Origin of the sequence: Sporosarcina newyorkensis (assembly GCF_900167515.1) — a bacterium.
GTDB lineage: Bacteria > Bacillota > Bacilli > Bacillales_A > Planococcaceae > Sporosarcina > Sporosarcina newyorkensis.
Window position 1 is genome coordinate 69,529 of sequence record NZ_FUYJ01000003.1, and the last position, 18,687, is coordinate 88,215.

Genomic DNA, 18,687 nt, shown 5'->3' on the forward strand with positions numbered 1-18,687 from the left:
AATGAAAGAAATCAACTATCCATCATAATTTATAGTATAAAGTTCATACATACTATATAGACATAGATGATTTTTATACTATAATAGTTATATAGTAGAATCGGAAAGGAGCATTCACTAATGAATACAATTAACTTCCCGGAAACTAAAGAACAAACCTCATTAGTCAATAGTCTCGATAAATTTCAGTTAGTCACTCATACAGACAGTGAGGGACTAATAACCTATGCAAACCAAAACTATCTGACGATCAGTGGCTGGACACCTAAACGAATTATTGGGAAATCCATTTGGCAAATGTTCTCAGATGATCCGAAGAACCAACAAACCGTCAACTCGATTTGGGATTGTCTGTTATCCGGAAAGTCATGGTCCGGAAAAGTGGAAAAAATGACTCGCGGAGGCGAACCATTTTATGTTAACACGCTCGCCGTCCCTACCATGTCAGAAGACGGAGAACTGCAATCCACCCTCTTCGTAGAGCTGGATATTACAGAAGATATCCGTCTGCAAGAAAAATTAAGTGAAATCGCGTTTATTGATATAGAGACCGGTCTAATGAGCCGGCATAAACTAGAGCAAGTTGTGAATGAATCGATTAAACTAGGCCAGCATTTCTCATTCGTTTATTTGACGATCGACCATTATTTCTCTATGAAAGAGCAGCAATCCCCAGAATTTGAGACAGAGCTAATTCAAGAGTTCACCAACCGTCTGAAGCGATACTTCCAAGACAGCCCAGTGGCACGCATTGATACGAATAGTTTTGTCGTGCTGACCGCTTTCGGTGATTGGTACATACAAGGTTTGTATGACTTCTTGAAACAACAACCGATTTACTTGAGTCACAATGCACAGACGCTTTCGGTTAGCGGCGGTATCGTTCGGTATCCGGAAGATCAACAAACGTATATGCAGCTATACAAAGTGGCCATAACTGCTGCCGATGATGTCATCAGCCAAGGCGGAGGACGAATTGCTTCGTTGTCTGCTGAATCCCATAAAATTCTGAATCGTCGTTTAGAAATCGATCGAAAAATGTACACTGCATTGGACCGTAATACGTTACAAGTCGCCTATCAGCCCCAACTCGATATCAAAAGCAACAGCATTAATTGCTATGAAGCGTTAATCCGTTGGGAAGATGAAGAGCTGGGTGTCATCAGTCCGGACGAGTTAATTCCTATTGCGGAAGAGAATGGCTTGATCGAAGAAGTTGGTGCATTTGTGGCAGAAGAAGCGATGACGTTTGCGACGAAATGGCATCGCGCCGGCACAGAAATGAACATCTCGATCAACTCTTCCATTCGAGAATCCCTAAATCCACAGTGGAAAAACCGTCTACTCTCTATCTTAAATGAAACAGGCTGTCCGGCAAATAAAGTCTCTTTAGAGTTCACGGAGAAGTTCGCGCTTAAGGCAGAAGAAGAACAATCTGTGATTACCCAAATGTCGGAACTCCAAAGCCTCGGTCTGCAATTTACGCTTGATGATTTCGGCTCAGGCTATGCGTCTCTACGCTATTTACAGCACTTGCCGATCACAAGCATTAAATTTGATCGCGTGTTCATCGACACTTTACTAAGCAATTCGAAAACACAACAATTGATCGAAGGTATGATTCAATTCTCTAAGACAATGAATTTGTATACGATCGCAGAAGGCGTGCGCAATGAACAGCAATTCGAATTGCTGAAAGAAATGGGCATCGACGCGGTCCAAGGTCATTTTATAGGAAAGCCGGTACCTGCAGAGCAGATTGAAATCAAATAACTGTTTTTGACCAAATGAGATGGAGCTCCTTTCATAAAGAAAGGGCTCCATTTTTTTCGTGCAAATTTTAATTGGTACTGCTACTTAAAGCTTAATGGACGAATTGCGAAAAGACAACCTTTTCATTCCTTTTCCAATTCATCTAACAACGTAAAATCATCCAATGAATAGCTTTTTATTTCATTTGCAGCAATCGTGTAAACGGTGTCTCCGCTGTAAAGCAGGCGCTGAACCTCTTTTTCCCAATCCACATAATCGTTTGAAAATTTTTCCGTCAGGTCGGCTTTTTCAATAATTCCTTTGTCTGCCGATATTTCGTAAATCATCGCCCCAGCCTTTTCAGAATTCAAGAAATTTTCACCTTTGACTTCCCGATAGATCGTAACCGGAAATCCGTACAAATTCCTTGCCGGATGTAAAAACAAAGCGTGATGATCATGTTGGACAGGTGAATACGTACCTTGACCGCCAATGATTTCAGTTGCCTTTTCTTTCGGATTCGCGAAGTCCGTGACATCAAACAATGAAATCTTCATACCTTGTGTTTGAATGATCGGCTCGCCACCTTGAGGATTTTTCTTGGCTACTGTTTCGTAACCGAACCCAAGCAAATGCCTTTCGTCCAATGGATGTAAATAGTTGCTGAATCCGGGGATCTTTAATTCACCGAGCACTTCAGGGTTCTGCGGGTCTTCAACGTCCATCACAAATAAAGGATCTGTTTCACGGAATGTCACCATATAGGCTTTATCCCCCATGAACCGTGCCGAATAAATCCTTTCATTTTTCGCAAGATTTTCAACAGATCCAACTTGCTTCATTTGGTTATCTAAGATGAATAAATGGTTTTTCGCGATGTTTTTCTCATCCCAGAGATTGCCTTCCGTTGTGACCGCTCGAAAGTATCCGTTATATTCATCCATGGAAAACTGGTTCAAGATGGTGCCTCTCATTTGCGCTGCCTGCAAGAAATTGATGGCCGTTCCATTCAGCCTAAATTTGAAGACTTCGCTGTTTCCTTGCGTAGCTTGGTTTCCATAGAGAGTGGCTATCAAATAGACATGATCCTTCGACATATAGAGTTGTTCGCCGCTGCCAAGATAGGCCTTCGTCTCGACACCACTCTTGTCACCCGAATGAATATCGAGTGCTGTGATAACAGAATACGACGGTTCCATTGCACCTGGCAAAATGGAGACTTGATCGATCTTCATTGGCTGCACCGAATGGTCGTCCGCGGAGTCAAACACCTTTGGCAACAACTCTTCACCCTCAGGCAAATCGTTCTGAATCCAATACATCGGACGATTATTCGTCACCATATACACATGCCGGCCAATTTTTCGTGTCCCTATGATATAGCCTTCCGCTCCTGTTTCACGAATTAGCTTCGGCTGCTTTCGGTCCGTCACATCGTACACCCGAATCACGGATAACTCTTGTGTCGGCATCATCCGTTTCGCTTCATCAGCGGTAACAGGTTGATCGTGCTGCTTGCTGCCGATGACTACGAGAAGATTGTCGTCTACATATAGTTCTCTTGGATAAAATGTCCCGTCAAAGCCCGTGATGCTGGCATTCACTAGCTTCCTCGGTTTACGGATATCGGTAATGATCAACTGCTCGTAGTTCGTGATATCGTAAATGAATTTACCATCCGTTTTCACAAGATCCGCTTCATCCACACCCTCAACTTGCTGATTCGTTTGAGAATAAGCAGCACCACCTTGGCTAGACGCCTTGTCTTCCGAAGAAGACTCCACTTGGTCATCACTTTGCATAAAATTGTTAGTTTGTTGCTCTGCTTGCCTAAAGAATGTTTCAATCTCTTTAATGGATCCGACAGGCAGGACGGACTCGATCACAGCGAATGAAAACGTGGAGTCCATTGTTCTTTTCCAGCCTCTGAAACTGTTATTCGGCACATGCAGTTCATAGTCTCCAGGCTGCAGCGCTTCCACTTTCAAAGAGGTCCTCCCGCTTCCGTAAGACAGCTCAGCAGAAATTTTTTTCCCATTACGGTCGGTCACGTAAAACTCTGATGCCTCCACACTTGGTTTGACCGGTGCCGTGAAATACACCGTCATCGGCTGGTCGGCAAGTGCCGATCGGGCGGAAGTGGTATTTACTTTCGGCCAGAAAAAGAAACTTGCCAGCATGAGCACACCAACTCCACCGACAGCTATAAACGTCACGATCCATCTGCTCTTGTTCATTTTATTCATCCTCTCTCCACTTGTTGTTATTGGAGTAGACTGAATTTTTCTGATTTGGTTACAGATCGAGTGGAAATAAGACGGAGTGAAGTACCTTGTAAATATTCTTCATCACGGATGCCGTAGCGGCACCATCGCTAGTGTGGTATAGAAAATAAGTGTGGTAAGTGGTATTCGCAAATGCCGAAGTGACTTCAATGACGTTACACTTTTGTTGTCACGTTGCTCGAATTTCAGTGTGTCCAAGAAAGGGTGCGGGGTTGTACACTATCACCGCTGCGCCGCTGTGGGATTGCCTCCCGCCATGAGACAACTAGCAAAGGGCGCTAGCTTACTCATGGCTTCGGCCGACCTCGCAGTTGCGGCTTCGCTTGTACGTACAAATTAATGAGAGTAGTGTTTAAATATAGAAGATACTACAGCAGCCAACTTATTAGTCAGAATCCAAAGTGCAAATAGATATTCATAGTGCTTTCACTTACTAAACGTAGGCGCCTTACAAGCGGTAGGCGGAGTGATGAGACAGAAAGGCGCCCTTCCTGACTGGCTTCATCGCGGGAGTCATCCGCAAGCGCCGAAGTGGGTTCGGTGTAGGATTGGGTTTTAACAAAAACGGCAATTATCCGCTGAAATCGGATAATTGCCGTCCATCATAATTAAAACATATTAATTCGTTTCATCTGTATTCTTATACGGCTCCAAAAGGTTATCCATCAAATACACTTTCCCGTTTTTCATGACCATTTGAACATTAGCAGCATCATCAATATTTTGAAGAGGGTCTCCATCTACGAAAACTAAATCTGCTAATTTCCCTGATTCAATCGTTCCAAGGTCATCTTCCGCTCCGAACCTCTTCGCAGGGAGGTATGTTACTGTCCGCAATGCCTCATAAGGAGTCATGCCATAACGAACCATGGCGCGAATGTTTAAATGAAGACTCACCGCAACATTATCTAGCGGCATATCCGTTCCGCCCAGTATCGTTCCTCCAGCATCCATGATGTCTTTCAGCAAGGATACCTCTCTCTCTAATCCGGTTCTAGTTACGGTCTGGTCAGTCGTTGTAGCATTACTGTAATGTTTGGTGATTGCTTCGTATTGATATGGTGTATACAATGTTTTAACTCTAGGATCTGAAAGTAAAGCTGGATCGAATTCAAGTAACGTTTTTGATGAGAAAAGAGTTGAAGTAACAGCCATTCCCGATTCCGCAGCCAGTTTGGTGACATCTTCATATGAAAGTTTCGTGAAGCTTTGTGAACGGGAAAAACCTAAACGTTGCGTTGCTGAAACATGAGATGTTCCGTCCTGACCGAAGCCAATGGATGGATAGAAATAATGTGAGAAAGTAGGAATTCCCAGTTCATGTCCGTAATTAATCGCGATCGTTTGATAATTAAACGGCATTCTCACATACGTTTTTAGGATATCATAATTCAATTCTTCCGCCCTCTTAAGCTCCAGATTGATTAATTGATCTTCACTGGTAGTCGGTCTCATAAAATTATAGTAAACACGTGAACCATCAATTGGTTCTCCTGATGCAAAGAACCGTGGAGCGACACGTGCTCCTGAAGCGCTTGCTTCCCTGTCTTCAAGTGCTAAATAGGCCGGTTCTCCCATTGAGACGGTGCTCGTAATACCAAAGGATAATAATTGTCTTCCTTGTCTTGATCCTAGAAAGGCCGATTCAAGTGCCTGATGGACATGGGCATCCCATAACCCTGGAATGACTGTTTGATCACTTGCATCGATGAAGTTGTTGCCGTGGTGAGGTTTTTCATGAGGTTTAATTTCTTTGATGCGGTTTCCTTGTACAATGATGTCCATATTGTGCTTGAGTTCTTTGCTTTCACCGTCCCATAACTTGCCTGCATGGATCACTGTAATGCCATTCGGCTGGTCAGCTTTCCAAGTCATTTTGAACGGTACTTTCTTTGGAGCGTCACCATTCATTTGAATGGTCCGTAATTCGCCATTCGACACGTATAACAACGTTTTCGAATCTCCGCTCCAGCTAGGTGACTCAGCTACTTCTTCGGTTATTTTTCGGGCTTGTCCCATTGGATTACCCTTTTGATCTACCGGCATGACCCAAAGCGTGCTTTCAATAATAAAGGCCATATGCTTTCCGTCCGGTGACCAAACGGGACCTGAATTCGAACGGTTACTCAACGATTTAGATTTTGCAGGATCTACATATGTCTGTTCCCCTGTTTCCAGGTCTACCGTCAAAATTTGACTCAGCCCTTCTCTGAATCTATTAGAAAATTGCTTTAAAGCTGCAATCGCAATCGTTTTTCCTTCCGGTCCCCACGTTGGATGCCCCGGCTCCCACATAGGTTTAAGAATTTGTTCAATCTCGCCAGTTTCGATAGTGATAATATACGTTGCACCCTCTTGATCTTGGAACGCGATTTTCTTTCCATCCGGTGACCATGATGCAGCCACTTCTGCCCCGGCTTCCGATGTTAGCCTTTGTTCGTTACCGGTCTTCACGTCCAAAATGTATATATCCTCCGATCCGGCTTTATCAGAAGAATAGGCTAGCTTCGTACCGTCTGGTGACCAATCTGGATTTGCTTCGAAGTATGAATCATTAGTTAATTGCTTAGGCTTGTTCTTGCCAACTTCGAGTAACCAGAGATCATTTAATGCTACAAAGGCGATCGTCTTTCCATCTGGAGATAACTCCGGGTCAACAATCCCCGTAACAGGCATCGGCTTCTTAGAATCAAAGTCGTACTTTTTATGATTGTATTCCGGCTGATCAATTGGAATCTCTGCTTCAAAAGGGATGGATCGGCTTTCTTGTTCATTTAAATTGCGCTGTTTAATTTTTCCGTCCGCTGTATAGATCATCTCGTCGCCCGAGGTCCATTTCACCGGGAACGGGAATACATCCTCCCCTCCAGTTACATTTTCACCGTCAATGATCAGTTCACTTCTACTGTCTACTTGCAATACATAAGCTATATCTTTTCCATTTGGCGACCAAGATGGAGATAAAACTTTCCCATCTTCCACTGTTGTAATCGTGCGGCGTTCGTTATTTTCATTCACCACATCAATGCGCTTCCCGTTACTATCTCCGCCGACAACAAAGGCAATTTCTTTTCCATCCGGTGACCACGTAGGATAGAATTCTTCTTCCGGGCTATCGGTCCATTGAGTAAGTTCCTCTGTTTTTAAATCCAATACCCAAATATCGTAGCTACCGTCACGGTCTGCTGAAAAGGCTACACGCGAACCGTCCGGAGAGTAGCTTGGTTCCCGATGGTCATAAATGCCTGTCGTCAGCTGCTCTTTTTCTGAACCATCCGGATTCATTGTCCAAATGTGATAGTTGCCGCTTCTATATGATTGATAAGCGATTTTACTTCCATCCGGTGACCAGTCAGGTACAGATGGGTCGTCAAGGTTATCTGATATTCTCTTCGCTTCCCCGCCTTTCCCGGAAAGCGACCATAACCCACCCTGCAATTCGATCACTAGACTTTTGCCGTCAGGGGAGACTGCAACACTCATATTCGTCCCTTCCTTGACTCTAATTGTTTTATTCTTGGAGTTATTTGTCTCCTCTGCCGCAACTCCCATGTGAATTTGACTGAATGTTAATACAGTAATTAATACAGATAAAATAAAGTATCTTGTCCACTTCCTCATAAAAAAGAACCCCCTCCTAATTATTGGTTTTCCTATACTTAAAGCAACCTCCTTTTTCGAATTGTGTACACTTTAACAAATTTTCAAAAATTATTGTTCCCTATTTTTTAATCTAGGCACTACTTACCACATATTGGATTAATAAAAATCTCGAGTGACATAGGATTAAGAGCCCCCCTCACTTGCCATCTTTAAGCGTTATACTACTTTAAGGGTAGGCACTAGGTCTCGAAATAAATCAGAAGTGCTTCCGAATTGCTTAAAGACTTGGTAGCCAAACTCTTTTTACAAAAAAGAAGCCTTCCGACCGATTTTTCGATCAGAAGACTGCTCTCTTTGTACATTATTAAATTGTCAGAGTCATGTCTAAATTTTGTAATGTATAGATATTCTCAGTTTAAAAAATTGTCGTCACCAAAATAACTATAAAGCGCTTTAGATATTTTTATTGACCAGTAATTTTTAGCTTTTAGACCATTTAATTAAAATCAAAATTAATTAAATGTGTGCCTGTACTTACCAGTCGTTCAGGTATTGTATAAATGTTAGTTGAAATGGCACCGGAAATTATAGCTATAACCCAGAAAAAGATTTTTTGACTCACCGTCAAATCTGAAAAACTAAGTATGATTGCCATAAGAAATAAAAATCCAGTAATAAGATTCATTAAACAGCCTGAAATTGTTGTGAGTAATATTAAACCTTGTCCCAAAATTACTAACAAAAAACCAATAATCTTAAGTATAAATTTCATTATTATTTTAATAATCATCTTTAACCTCTTTCAATGTTTAATAAGTTTCATCAAGTATTAAATTTATTATTAGCATACATCATCAACCGGAACCTCAGGCTCTTTGCTTTCCACATCATGTAAATCCCGCTTACCTCCCAGCCACCTCTTTTGTTTTCTGAACACCTCTATAAGATTAAATTTCTCGAAATCAATATCCCGATAGTTCGACTAGTTAATACTATTTTCCACCTCCTGTATAATCCGGGATACTAAAAATGCCGTTAAACAAGCTGGCCCGATTGCCGAATCTACCAATATATTACACCAATACTATCATATTCATCCAACTACTCAAGTTCTTATAAAGGAACGAACCTTTCACAGTAATTCCAATAGGACATCCTTAACTTAATTTGAAGCAAAATAAAAAAGGACTGCCCAGGAAGTCATGTTTCATGACTTCCTGGACAATCCCTTTAGGACAATGCAAACTCTCTTACGCTTCTACTGTTGTTGCTGCTTTTCCTGAATAACGCTTCTTGAAGACGAGTGCGAAATAGCCAAATGTCAATGCTAGGCACACGACCATGAAGCCGATCAGAACGCCGTTGTTTGCCCATAAATGCGCCATGTCTCCAGTGGAGATCGTCGCTTTAAATGCCTGGACAGAATATGTCATCGGCAATAATGTGTTGAAGATTTTTAGTGGCTCTGGAATTAATTCTAATGGGAATGTTCCAGCGCTCGTTGTCAATTGCAAAATCAAGATTAAGATCGCTACGAAACGTCCTGCATCCGACATGATGGAAACGAGTACTTGGACGAGAGCTATGAATGTGTAACTTGTGATGATTGCAGTCAATATGAACATCGGCGTATTGACCGCTTCCATACCGAGCCAATATTTAACGACAGCGACTGCGAGTAACGCTTGAATCAATCCGACGATCGCCAAGACGGACACTTTACTCGTAAACCAACCTAATGCACCTGTCGGCGGAGTCGCTGGTTCCACTAATGGGAAGACGATCGACACAAGCAATGCACCTACAAACAATCCTAATGAAAGGAAGTATGGTGCGAAACCTGTTCCGTAATTTGGTACTTTGTTAATGCTTTGCTGTTCCACATCAACAGGTGAAGCCGCCATATTGTATGTCTTGTCTGTCGGATTCACTTCACCCGCTGTTTCATTGGCTTCAGCTAGTTTTTCTTGTAATGTTGCTGTTCCTTCGTTTAGTTCCGTAGCACCTGAAGCGAGTTTTCCGGAACCTTCTGCCAAGTCTTTGGATTTGGAGACGAGCGTGCCTGTTCCTTGCTGCATCGTTCCTGCACCTGTTGTCAATTCATTCAAACCATTGGCTAATTCTTTAGAACCTGCTGCTGCGCTTTGCACGCCGCCAACCAACTGCTTAGATCCTGCTGCCAATTGACTGTTGCCGTTAGCCAGAGCATTTGAACCTTCCACTAACTTCGCAGAATTGCCTTGAAGCTTTTTCAATCCAGCAAGTGCTTCCGCATGTGCACCTTGTAATTGACCAGCTGCACCGTTTAATTGTGAAGCACCTTGCTGAAGGCCAGCTGCTCCTGCTGATAACTCGCCTATTCCACCCGCAACTTGAGCACTTCCTTGCTTTAACTCACCTAGTGCTGCCTGCAAAGCTGCTTTTTGTTCATCCGGCAGTTGAGCTAAAATTGGTCCTAGTTGGTCCGATAACTGATTGATTCCCGCATGAACACTTTGAGAACCTGCCGCTAACTGATCGGAAGCATTTTTCAGGCTGCCTGATTTATCGGCTAGAGTACCAATACTGCCTGCAAATTCCTTCTCTTTTGCTCCGATTTGCGAATAGCTGGCAGCCAATTTATCAACGCCTGCCGTATATTCTCCAATACCTGCTTTTAAGCTCGAAGCGCCTGCTGCCGCTTCGTTTGCGCCGTTTTGCAGATCACTTGCCCCCGCCGATAATGTGCCCAGACCTTTTGATAGATCATTTGCACCCTTTGCGGCTGTATTTGCACCTTGCGCTAATTTAGTCGAACCATCGGACAGTGCAATACTGCTTGACGCGAGTTGCTCAAGATAGCCTTTGAGGTCGTCTGTACCGTCTGCCAATTTCTTTGCACCGTCATGTAATTCTCCTGCGCCGTCTGCTGCTTCGCCAAAACCTTCGCCCATTTCATTGATGGAATCGAAAAGCTTTTCTGCGTACGTCGAAGCTACTTGCTCATTTACTTCCGCTTTGATACGGTCCATCGCTGTTTCACCGATTTGGGCAGATAAGAAGTTGAAGCCTTCATTCGGTTTATAAAGTAGATTTAATTTCTGCGGTTCTTCTTCTAATAAAGTGGTTGCGTGTTCAGAGAAGTTTTCAGGGATTTCAATCGTAATGTAATAATCCTGTCCTTTTAACCCTTTCTCCGCACGTTCTTTTGTCACGCTTTGAAAGTTGAACTCCTTACTGTCCACTAACTTATCCGTTAGTTCCTTCCCTATTTCGAGCTGTTCTCCATCCATTTCAGCGCCCTCGTCCAAATTGACGACCGCAACCGGCAATTGGTCCATGTGGTCATACGGATCCCAAAATGCCCATAGGAACATCCCAGCATACAATACAGGAATAAATAAGATTGCAATCATCGGCACAATCATTTTGCGTGTGCGCAATAATTGCTTCCATTCAGCAAATGTCATACTTTTCTTCATTAGTTTTCCTCCAATTTCACTTCGGACCAATTGACTATAAGGTTCAAACGGTCATTGCGTTGTAAAAATAAAAGTCTCAAACTAAGAGACTTGAAAAAATCGTATCGCTTAATAACTGTGCGATTTCTTCTTCTGACAGCTGTCGATCATGGGTTTTCGACCAATCCACGACGAGTGCCAGATAGGATTTGAATAACAAGTAAGCGACCAGTTCGCTGTTACACGGCTTGAGCTCTCCTTTTGAAATTCCTCGCTCAATTTTCTGTCGGACGAATTCGATGATTTCTTCCTCTATAGATGCCAGTACTTCGCTGACCATCGGTGTCCGCAATTCTTTTTCTTCTTCAATCAGCTTAACATACAGCTGATGAGTTTCTCTGAATTTTAGCAGTTGCATGAGCCGCGCATGGGCATTTACTTCAAATGAAGCGCCTGCTATTGTACTTTCTTCGGACACTCGCCGCATTTCTTCAACCATTTGCCTGACGATGGCTTGGAACAATTCTTCTTTGTTCGAGAAGAATGTATAGATGGTTCCTTTTCCGACATTGGCAATTTTTGCGACTTGGTCCATGGTGGTGGCTTTGTAGCCGAATAGTGAGAATGATTTTTCTGCTGCAAGTAAGATTTCCTGTCTGCGATCCACTTCTTCACCTCGCCTCGCTCATTGACCGTAAAACGTTTATGGTCACTAGGTCATTATATTACACTGGATTGCGAGAAGATGCAAGGGGTTTGAAAAGTTTTTTTGTAACATTGTTAAATACCTTTTGATTAATGATTGAATTTCAAAAAACTGGGCTTACTTTTCCAACAGCCTGGCGTTGACCAAAATGAGAATCGGTGTCAGGACAGCAACTTGTCAGCTGAGATTATTCCAAAAAGCAGTCATTGGCAATTCATTAGTCTTGATCACTTTTATTCAACGTTTCCTTCACCATTAATAGAACTGTTTGATTGGTGCGCACTAAAGATATTTTCTGGTTTTAATTCATCCAAGTAACCCACCAAATCGAGGGTGGCGGAGCTGGTATTGACATGAACTTCTTTAAATATGCCGGCGTCCGTGATCATCGGTATCGTAATTTTTTGTCCTGCTTCTATGTCTTGCGGGATTCCCCAAGATTGCTTAAACGGATTTCCTGCTATACCGTTTTCTAATTTTATATCGAAGCTGATGGATACGACAGCCTGTCGGATATTTCGCTTCGTACCATTGTTTACCTCGATCATATATTCAGTAGTGCCGTCATCTAGTTTCTTTTCCTCTAGCACATTGAGTTCCAATTTTTCCATCCCATCATAGAAATCGTCTGGCAGTGGTGATCCAGAGTCTTGTTCTGATATTGATTGCTGCAACAACGGTATTGTCAGAAACAAAAACAATGCGGCGGCTGCAACGGCTACGGTCCAGGTGAAGTAGCTTCTTTTTCTGGTTTTGTCGGACGGACGCCTAATCTCCCTTTGCACTTGTTCTTTTCCTTGATCCGTCAATGAAATCCCTTGTACTCTTTGCTTCATTTCTCTTGAGATTTTACGGTCGAATTCATCCAATCCAATCACTCCTTTCGAGTTTGTCTTTCAAGGCTTTTTTTCCTCTTAGCAATCGTGATTTTACGGTGTTGTGGTTGATCTGCAGTACTTCACTAATTTCCTTCATCGTCAATTCTTCGTAATAAAATAGAATGAGGACTTCTTTGTATTTAGCTGGCAGTTTCGCAAGTTGCTGACTCATTTCATAGGACGATTCCTGTTCTATGTATAGGTTTTCCGTTAGGTTTTGATCATGGACTTCATCCAGTTCTTGCCGGTAGAAGATATTACGGAAGCTCCAGCGTTTGGTGAAGTCTTTGCATTGGTTGATGGTCATTCGGATGAGCCATGTTTTATAAGTACAGTCATGACGGAATTGATCGAGCTGATGATAGCTTTTGATCAAAACTTCTTGGACAACGTCTTCACTTTCCGCCAAGTCGTTCAAGTACAGGTAGGCTATGCGTTTCAGATCATCGCCGTAATCACGGATGAATGAGTCCAGCAACGCTCTTTTGTCGAGTTCTCCGTCATCATTAATCATGTATTTTGTCCCCCTTCATTCATTAGACGATTGTCGGGATTGGTTTGACCCATCTTTGTTTACAATTAAAAAAGAAGAGCAGTAAACGGTTTTATTAAAAGTAAAGAGTTAACATGTTTCTCTTGATACATCAGCATCCTTCATATAATATATAACATTATATAAGCTAGATTAATCGAACAACAGGAGATCGTCATTGACGATCTCTTTTATGTCGTATCGGACCATAACGTGTAGTAGAAACATTTAGCACGTAGCACTTTTTTGATGCCTAATAAACGGGTAAATATGGTACTATGATATTGATAGCTCTTCAACAAACGAGCCAGATTATTGATGCGAAATGTTCCTGATTCAAATGAAATATGGTCTCACAATTTCGTTAAAGGTCAAGCAGTTTTGGGTTTCTAAAACTGAAGGGTTATGTCGAGGAATCGAATGAAGAAGTAAAGATCTCCTTGAAAAAGTTTGATTATTTTCATCCTAAAATTTTCTGCAATCGTTCCTCGATTTCGGAAAGATCTCATCTTTTAGTTGAAGCAATTCCAATATAGCACATTACAAATTCACTTCTTATGCAGCTCTGTCCGCTTTATTTGAGAGACTGGACAGCCCCTCGGTTTATAATTGATATGTATAAACTATTGATGCCGGTTTATTCCCCCCTACTATATTTAAATAAAGTTCCCAGCTTTTGATAATTAGCTGGGGAATCCGTCGGGTAAGTTATGGCCGAAAAAAAGCACTACAAACCAAAAGATAGTGTTAAAATTCACTTTGTGCGTTTACTCTTCTTAAGACAAATTGTAAAAGCCGATAATGGGATCAACTCTATCAGATCACTGGACATGCTTATAGTGTTTTCAAACTTTTATTGACTAAATGTTTTTATTCCTTACCGTTTAATTTACATCTTTTATGGTTAATTCCTGTTCTGGTGTAAAACTAACGTAACAATTATAAGTTTTTTCACCATTGATGACGCTAATATACCCTACCTCAGCTAAAGAATAATCGATGGATTTACTATTCAATTGCTTCTGTATTTTCTTGCTCTGTTGTAGCATTTGTTCTTTCGTCAAATCGCCTTTTTCAATTTCCAACATGATAAGAATCGGCTTGGGTGTTTTCAACTTCGGCGTCCATTCCATAACAGCTTTGTCGTATACTTCTACATCCGTGTCTACCGAATCGATTTGCGGAACTTTTTTCCGGAGGAGCGTTAGAAGATACTTCTCTGCCTCTGCGCTTAGCTTTTCGGATGCCTCTTTGTCTATGTTGGATTCATGGATCGTATCACTAAAAACTTCATACGGTTCGAAAGCAGAGACATAGAACGTATAAGTGGTTTCAACTCCTGCTGTTTCCTTTTCCACTACTTTAAAACGATAAGTACCATCAGTCCATCCATACCCTACGGACCGCTTGATTTCGTAGTCCAAGTCCGGATAAGTTTGTTCTAAAAACTTTTCCAGACTCTCCTTTGCCTTGTGTTTGTCAATTGTATTTCCGCTGAATTGCATGTAAGCGAACACTGTGACCGCAATTAATGTAATTGCAATTACACTGTATATTATTTTCTTTTTCATAATTAAATTTCCTCTCTTGTTTTAAGAATGCTAAAGCCGATAATGATTCCGATAAAAGTAAATAGCAGGTGGACAATTAAGCTGGTCAGTGCTATTTGAAGAGCTTCCGAAAAACTTTCAGCATAAAATTCGCCGAACCAATCCGTCATATATAACAAGCAATTCCATATGAAATTCGGTACCCCCGCAAGCAGGACCGTAATGAGGACCGATCGGTAAAACAGAAACGATACCGCACCCAAAGTGGTATAGGTTAGGATAAAGCCACTATTATTCATAATGGCCGTGCTCATCGCCAATATAAAGGCAATTGCTACAAAGAAAATCTGTATTGTCGTCAATTTCACGGTTATATTCCGAATCATTTTTTTAGAAGCACCGACGGGATTTACTTCCGCAGGCAGGGGAATTTGTGATTGCTCTGCGATATGGCGGCATTCTTGGCAACTTTTCAAATGCTCCTCGATAAATTGTTTTGTCTCCGCTTGCAATAAGTCTTCTTCGTGTAACGGCAAAAGGTCTTGCACAATTGTACATTCTTTGTTCATAAAGTCACCTCCATTAATTTTTGGATCTTTAATTTCAACCGATGAAAAGTCACACGTGTATAGTTCTCTGATTTGCCGACCAAGACGCCAATTTCTGCAAAACTCAGTTCTCCGTAAATGCGCAGCAATATGATTTCCCTTGAGGCGTCATCCAGTTTCGAGATATGATGTAAGAGTATTTTTGTGTCTTCATTAATTTCTGCCAACTCTTCCAGTGAATGAACTTCAATCTCTGGAAGAGTTGCAAGTTTTTGCATTAAGCTTTGCTGATACTTGTTTTTTCGGTAATACTTTTTTAATAAATTAATCGCAATCGAGAACACCCAAGTCGACAAGGTGGAATGTCCATTATAAGAGACAATATTTTTACATGATTCATAAAAGGTATCGTGGCAAAGATCTTCAGCAGTCATCCGATTTCCTGTTTTGGAATAAAAAAACGCATAGATTTTCGGATGGATCTCTTCATATTCTTCCTCTAGCTTATTCATAACTGCCCTCACTTTCTTGTTGTTCATAGTATTAATACCTCAACCAACTATTTCGTTACAAATTTTTTTAAATTTATCTTTTATCTATCATTCCATAGACTTCTCTTAACTGGCGTTTTAAAGGTTTGGGGACACAGAAAACCCATCACAAACAATCAGGCGCAATTCTTGAAGAAGGATTTGCGCCCTTTCAACAATTGGGCCATTTTGTGATCTGGGTTAAATTATTGTAGGGTGGTTATTCACAAAGGTAGGGGACGATTTCTTTTATAAGAAGTCGGCTTTTTTAATTTCACGCAATATTTATCTTGCATTTCAGCAAAAATTAATGTAAGGTAAACTTAACAGAATGTTAGATATATATTTCATTATGTAGGTGAGCATATGGTAAGTAAAATGAAATTGGCAAGAGTAGAAACAGGTTTAACCCAGGCGCAACTTGCGAAACAAGTAAATGCAACAAGGCAAACAATTGGATTGATTGAAAAAGGAGAGTACAATCCCAGTTTGAACTTGTGTATCGCAATTTCCAAAGCATTAAATAAAACATTAGATGATTTATTTTGGGAAGGTGATTAAGTGATACTTTCATTTTTAAATGTATTTTTACCAGAAGATGAATACAAACGATTAAGGGTTTTATATTTTATGGCCGAAGCAGCATTCCTAATGGGTGGGCTATTGATGTTGGGATCTGCTTTAAACAATTACTGGTTAAAGTGGAATTTGGACTCAACAGAAGTAACTTTTATTCTTATGATGTTTCCAATGCTTATGGTAGGATATACGTATTTTCGTTATATATTTTCAGGAATAGAACATACAGAAGTATCGAACAAGCGAGGCTATAAGGAGGAACGTCGTGTTGCTGGCAAGCGTGCTTTGTTAGTCGGTGTTCTATTTTTCATTATTTTCGTAATCGTTAAAGGGATTCCAACTAACTACTATGAAAGAATAGACATGATTGCTCTTCCAATAGTTTTCACTCTTTTATATTTCCTTTTCGATTTGGTTTCTTTAAAGCGTTCTGCTAAGAAAAATAATGAATTAGAGGATTAAGCAATCGGGCGCGATTGTAGAACAAGATAGTTAAAATAGCCTTGTTAAATAATTTAACGAGGCTATTTTTCAACTCATTACTCATCTACTTGAACTGATCAAATTGATTAGTTACCCATCGCTCTTGGTTTTCTATAACGGATTTTTCAACTGCAATTAACCTATTCACCAATTCCTCTTTCTAATATGCACTTTAAATAAGATGTTGCAAAACTCTTATCAACTCGCCCTAAACAATCTTGGTCATAATCTGTCAAAGGCAGAAAGGGCTGGTCATCTTTAAATACTAATAGCGGATATTTACTTTCAACATGTTTCGGACAATACTCATACCAATACAATTATTAACCCCTACAATATAGAACGTTGGTTCTAATCTAATGCTTTTCTTCGTAAGTGTAAAATGTTTAACCTTTTAATAAAACTATACGGAAATGTTAGCCAAAATAAAAATGCGTATTACTAAAATTTACTTTTAGTAATACGCATTTTTATAATGTGTGTAACATTATAAACAAGCCATGATGAGATAAGTCACCATATACCATTACTTATCTTTAATATTACAGAGTACCCTTCCATTCTTCCTTCCCCCGCCGTACAAAAAATACTTCCTGAAACCATGACAACGCCTGCTTGTTTTTTTGCTTCAAAAAGAATTGTTTGTCGCTTATCGCCAATGGATAATTTACCCAGAAAAACATGCCGCCAGCAGTCGGCGTAGTTTCTTAGCCAAATTTCACGAGGCCTCCATTAAAGTAGGATTTTTTTGGAAAGCACAGCGCATAGATAATTGATGCATTCTTCTCCGTAATCGAGTGCAATGACCGGCGCTTCTTGAACCAGGCGAATATTTCGCGCCGTGCCTGCACATCAAACAAACACGAATATTAATACTTTTATGGTTGTTTAAACTATCATGAAGTTTGAACAAACATAATAGTTACCTGCAACTGATTAACTGAAATAACAATCCGTTTAATTGAGAATCATTATCACTTATGGTATATTGGATGTTAACAACATATATAATTGAATAAGGAGACTATCTAATGCAAATATACTGGACTAAAATAAACCGGATCATTGAAGAAACGCCTGAGGTTAAAACGTACTTGCTCGACTGCCCGGAAGGCTTTACATGGGAAGAAGGTTCCCACACCCACTTCGCATTGGAAGGTTTTAATGCCGGAGATAAACCAAACCGCAGCCTGATTCGACACATGTCAATCTCTACTTTACCGAACGAAAATTCAATCGGTATCACCACACGCATCAGAGAAAAGTGCTCTGAGTTTAAAATGACTTTAAGAAATCTTGGAGTCGGTGATGAGGTTGCAATATTTAAAACACATTCGAATGTACCGCTTAAAAGAGAAGACAAAAATGTTTACCTGCTGTCATCAGGTGTTGGACTGGCAACTTTCAGACCGCTTGTACTTGAGTATTTCAATAGTGCTCAACACGTCAATCTAATGCATTCCTTGAACATCGATTCATCAAAAGATTTCTTATTCACTACTATTTTTGAATCTGCACCTGACAAGAAGTTCACATCACAGTTCGTCGATAATCGTAAAGACTACTATGAAGAAGTGAAAAATCTTGCCGCCGACAAGGATGGACTCTTCTATGTAGTCGGCAGCGATGAATTCCTCTTGCAGAACATCGAAGTACTGCGTGAACAAGGCATCAAGCCGGAACAGATTATGCTCGACAAGCGTGAACAACAACTGCCCGATTTTTTATCATTTGATTTGCCAATTAAAGCGAGATAAACATATTCTCGGTAAGTACTAAATAGATGTACCATTAACGGGCA

General features: G+C 40.8%; 14 protein-coding genes. 4 read left to right on the top strand and 10 right to left on the bottom strand.

Going from position 1 to position 18,687, the window contains the following annotated elements; all coding sequences use genetic code 11:
* The first annotated feature begins 120 nt into the window (after positions 1–120).
* The gene (locus B5D59_RS07070) at positions 121–1,773 is read left to right on the top strand and encodes a sensor domain-containing protein (RefSeq protein WP_078817420.1); all 1,653 of its coding nucleotides are present in this window, start codon (positions 121–123) and stop codon (positions 1,771–1,773) included.
* Positions 1,774–1,895: 122 nt separating this feature from the next.
* On the opposite strand, the gene B5D59_RS07075 is transcribed toward B5D59_RS07070, so the two are convergent.
* From B5D59_RS07075 to B5D59_RS07120, 10 genes are all read right to left on the bottom strand, one after another.
* Positions 1,896–3,998 carry a beta-propeller domain-containing protein gene (locus B5D59_RS07075; protein ID WP_078817421.1) on the bottom strand — a complete coding sequence of 701 codons (2,103 nt, stop codon included), beginning with the start codon at positions 3,996–3,998 and terminating at the stop codon, positions 1,896–1,898.
* A 657-nt stretch (positions 3,999–4,655) separates the two neighbouring features.
* Positions 4,656–7,658, bottom strand: coding sequence for a DPP IV N-terminal domain-containing protein (locus tag B5D59_RS07080; protein WP_078817422.1), 3,003 nt, complete (start codon positions 7,656–7,658; stop codon positions 4,656–4,658).
* 478 nt (positions 7,659–8,136) lie between these two features.
* Positions 8,137–8,430 carry a hypothetical protein gene (locus B5D59_RS07085; protein WP_078817423.1) on the bottom strand — a complete coding sequence of 98 codons (294 nt, stop codon included), beginning with the start codon at positions 8,428–8,430 and terminating at the stop codon, positions 8,137–8,139.
* A gap of 460 nt (positions 8,431–8,890) precedes the next feature.
* Positions 8,891–11,101: a YhgE/Pip domain-containing protein gene (locus tag B5D59_RS07090; RefSeq protein WP_245799474.1), complete on the bottom strand. Its 2,211-nt coding sequence runs from the start codon at positions 11,099–11,101 to the stop codon at positions 8,891–8,893.
* Positions 11,102–11,177: 76 nt separating this feature from the next.
* Positions 11,178–11,747: a TetR/AcrR family transcriptional regulator gene (locus B5D59_RS07095; RefSeq protein ID WP_078817424.1), complete on the bottom strand. Its 570-nt coding sequence runs from the start codon at positions 11,745–11,747 to the stop codon at positions 11,178–11,180.
* Positions 11,748–12,019: 272 nt separating this feature from the next.
* Positions 12,020–12,655 carry a hypothetical protein gene (locus B5D59_RS07100; protein ID WP_078817425.1) on the bottom strand — a complete coding sequence of 212 codons (636 nt, stop codon included), beginning with the start codon at positions 12,653–12,655 and terminating at the stop codon, positions 12,020–12,022.
* Positions 12,648–13,178 (bottom strand): sigma-70 family RNA polymerase sigma factor, encoded by a 531-nt coding sequence (locus tag B5D59_RS07105; protein ID WP_078817426.1) that lies wholly within the window; start codon positions 13,176–13,178, stop codon positions 12,648–12,650. Before B5D59_RS07105 ends, B5D59_RS07100 begins: the two co-directional genes overlap by 8 nt.
* A gap of 902 nt (positions 13,179–14,080) precedes the next feature.
* The gene (locus B5D59_RS07110) at positions 14,081–14,767 is read right to left on the bottom strand and encodes a YfjL-like protein (protein ID WP_078817427.1); all 687 of its coding nucleotides are present in this window, start codon (positions 14,765–14,767) and stop codon (positions 14,081–14,083) included.
* Between the two features lie 2 nt (positions 14,768–14,769).
* Positions 14,770–15,315, bottom strand: coding sequence for a zf-HC2 domain-containing protein (locus tag B5D59_RS07115; RefSeq protein WP_078817428.1), 546 nt, complete (start codon positions 15,313–15,315; stop codon positions 14,770–14,772).
* The gene (locus tag B5D59_RS07120; protein WP_078817429.1) at positions 15,312–15,806 is read right to left on the bottom strand and encodes an RNA polymerase sigma factor; all 495 of its coding nucleotides are present in this window, start codon (positions 15,804–15,806) and stop codon (positions 15,312–15,314) included. Before B5D59_RS07120 ends, B5D59_RS07115 begins: the two co-directional genes overlap by 4 nt.
* A 384-nt stretch (positions 15,807–16,190) precedes the next feature.
* On the opposite strand from B5D59_RS07120, the gene B5D59_RS07125 reads away from it, so the two are divergent.
* The 3 genes from B5D59_RS07125 (at position 16,191) to B5D59_RS07140 (ending at position 18,643) form a co-directional block, all read left to right on the top strand.
* The gene (locus B5D59_RS07125; RefSeq protein ID WP_078817430.1) at positions 16,191–16,385 is read left to right on the top strand and encodes a helix-turn-helix transcriptional regulator; all 195 of its coding nucleotides are present in this window, start codon (positions 16,191–16,193) and stop codon (positions 16,383–16,385) included.
* Positions 16,386–16,865, top strand: a complete 480-nt coding sequence (locus tag B5D59_RS07130; RefSeq protein WP_078817431.1) for a hypothetical protein — start codon at positions 16,386–16,388, stop codon at positions 16,863–16,865.
* Positions 16,866–17,917: 1,052 nt separating this feature from the next.
* Positions 17,918–18,643 carry a dihydropteridine reductase gene (locus tag B5D59_RS07140; RefSeq protein WP_078817433.1) on the top strand — a complete coding sequence of 242 codons (726 nt, stop codon included), beginning with the start codon at positions 17,918–17,920 and terminating at the stop codon, positions 18,641–18,643.
* Positions 18,644–18,687 lie beyond the last annotated feature (44 nt).

Coding starts and splice junctions, on each gene's coding strand:
- B5D59_RS07075 (WP_078817421.1), bottom strand. CDS start 3,998: ATGAATAAAATGAACAAGAGCAGATGGATCGTGACGTTTATAGCTGTC.
- B5D59_RS07140 (WP_078817433.1), top strand. CDS start 17,918: ATGCAAATATACTGGACTAAAATAAACCGGATCATTGAAGAAACGCCT.
- B5D59_RS07115 (WP_078817428.1), bottom strand. CDS start 15,315: ATGAACAAAGAATGTACAATTGTGCAAGACCTTTTGCCGTTACACGAA.
- B5D59_RS07110 (WP_078817427.1), bottom strand. CDS start 14,767: ATGAAAAAGAAAATAATATACAGTGTAATTGCAATTACATTAATTGCG.
- B5D59_RS07090 (WP_245799474.1), bottom strand. CDS start 11,101: ATGAAGAAAAGTATGACATTTGCTGAATGGAAGCAATTATTGCGCACA.
- B5D59_RS07120 (WP_078817429.1), bottom strand. CDS start 15,806: ATGAATAAGCTAGAGGAAGAATATGAAGAGATCCATCCGAAAATCTAT.
- B5D59_RS07105 (WP_078817426.1), bottom strand. CDS start 13,178: ATGATTAATGATGACGGAGAACTCGACAAAAGAGCGTTGCTGGACTCA.
- B5D59_RS07080 (WP_078817422.1), bottom strand. CDS start 7,658: ATGAGGAAGTGGACAAGATACTTTATTTTATCTGTATTAATTACTGTA.
- B5D59_RS07125 (WP_078817430.1), top strand. CDS start 16,191: ATGGTAAGTAAAATGAAATTGGCAAGAGTAGAAACAGGTTTAACCCAG.
- B5D59_RS07070 (WP_078817420.1), top strand. CDS start 121: ATGAATACAATTAACTTCCCGGAAACTAAAGAACAAACCTCATTAGTC.
- B5D59_RS07085 (WP_078817423.1), bottom strand. CDS start 8,430: ATGATTATTAAAATAATAATGAAATTTATACTTAAGATTATTGGTTTT.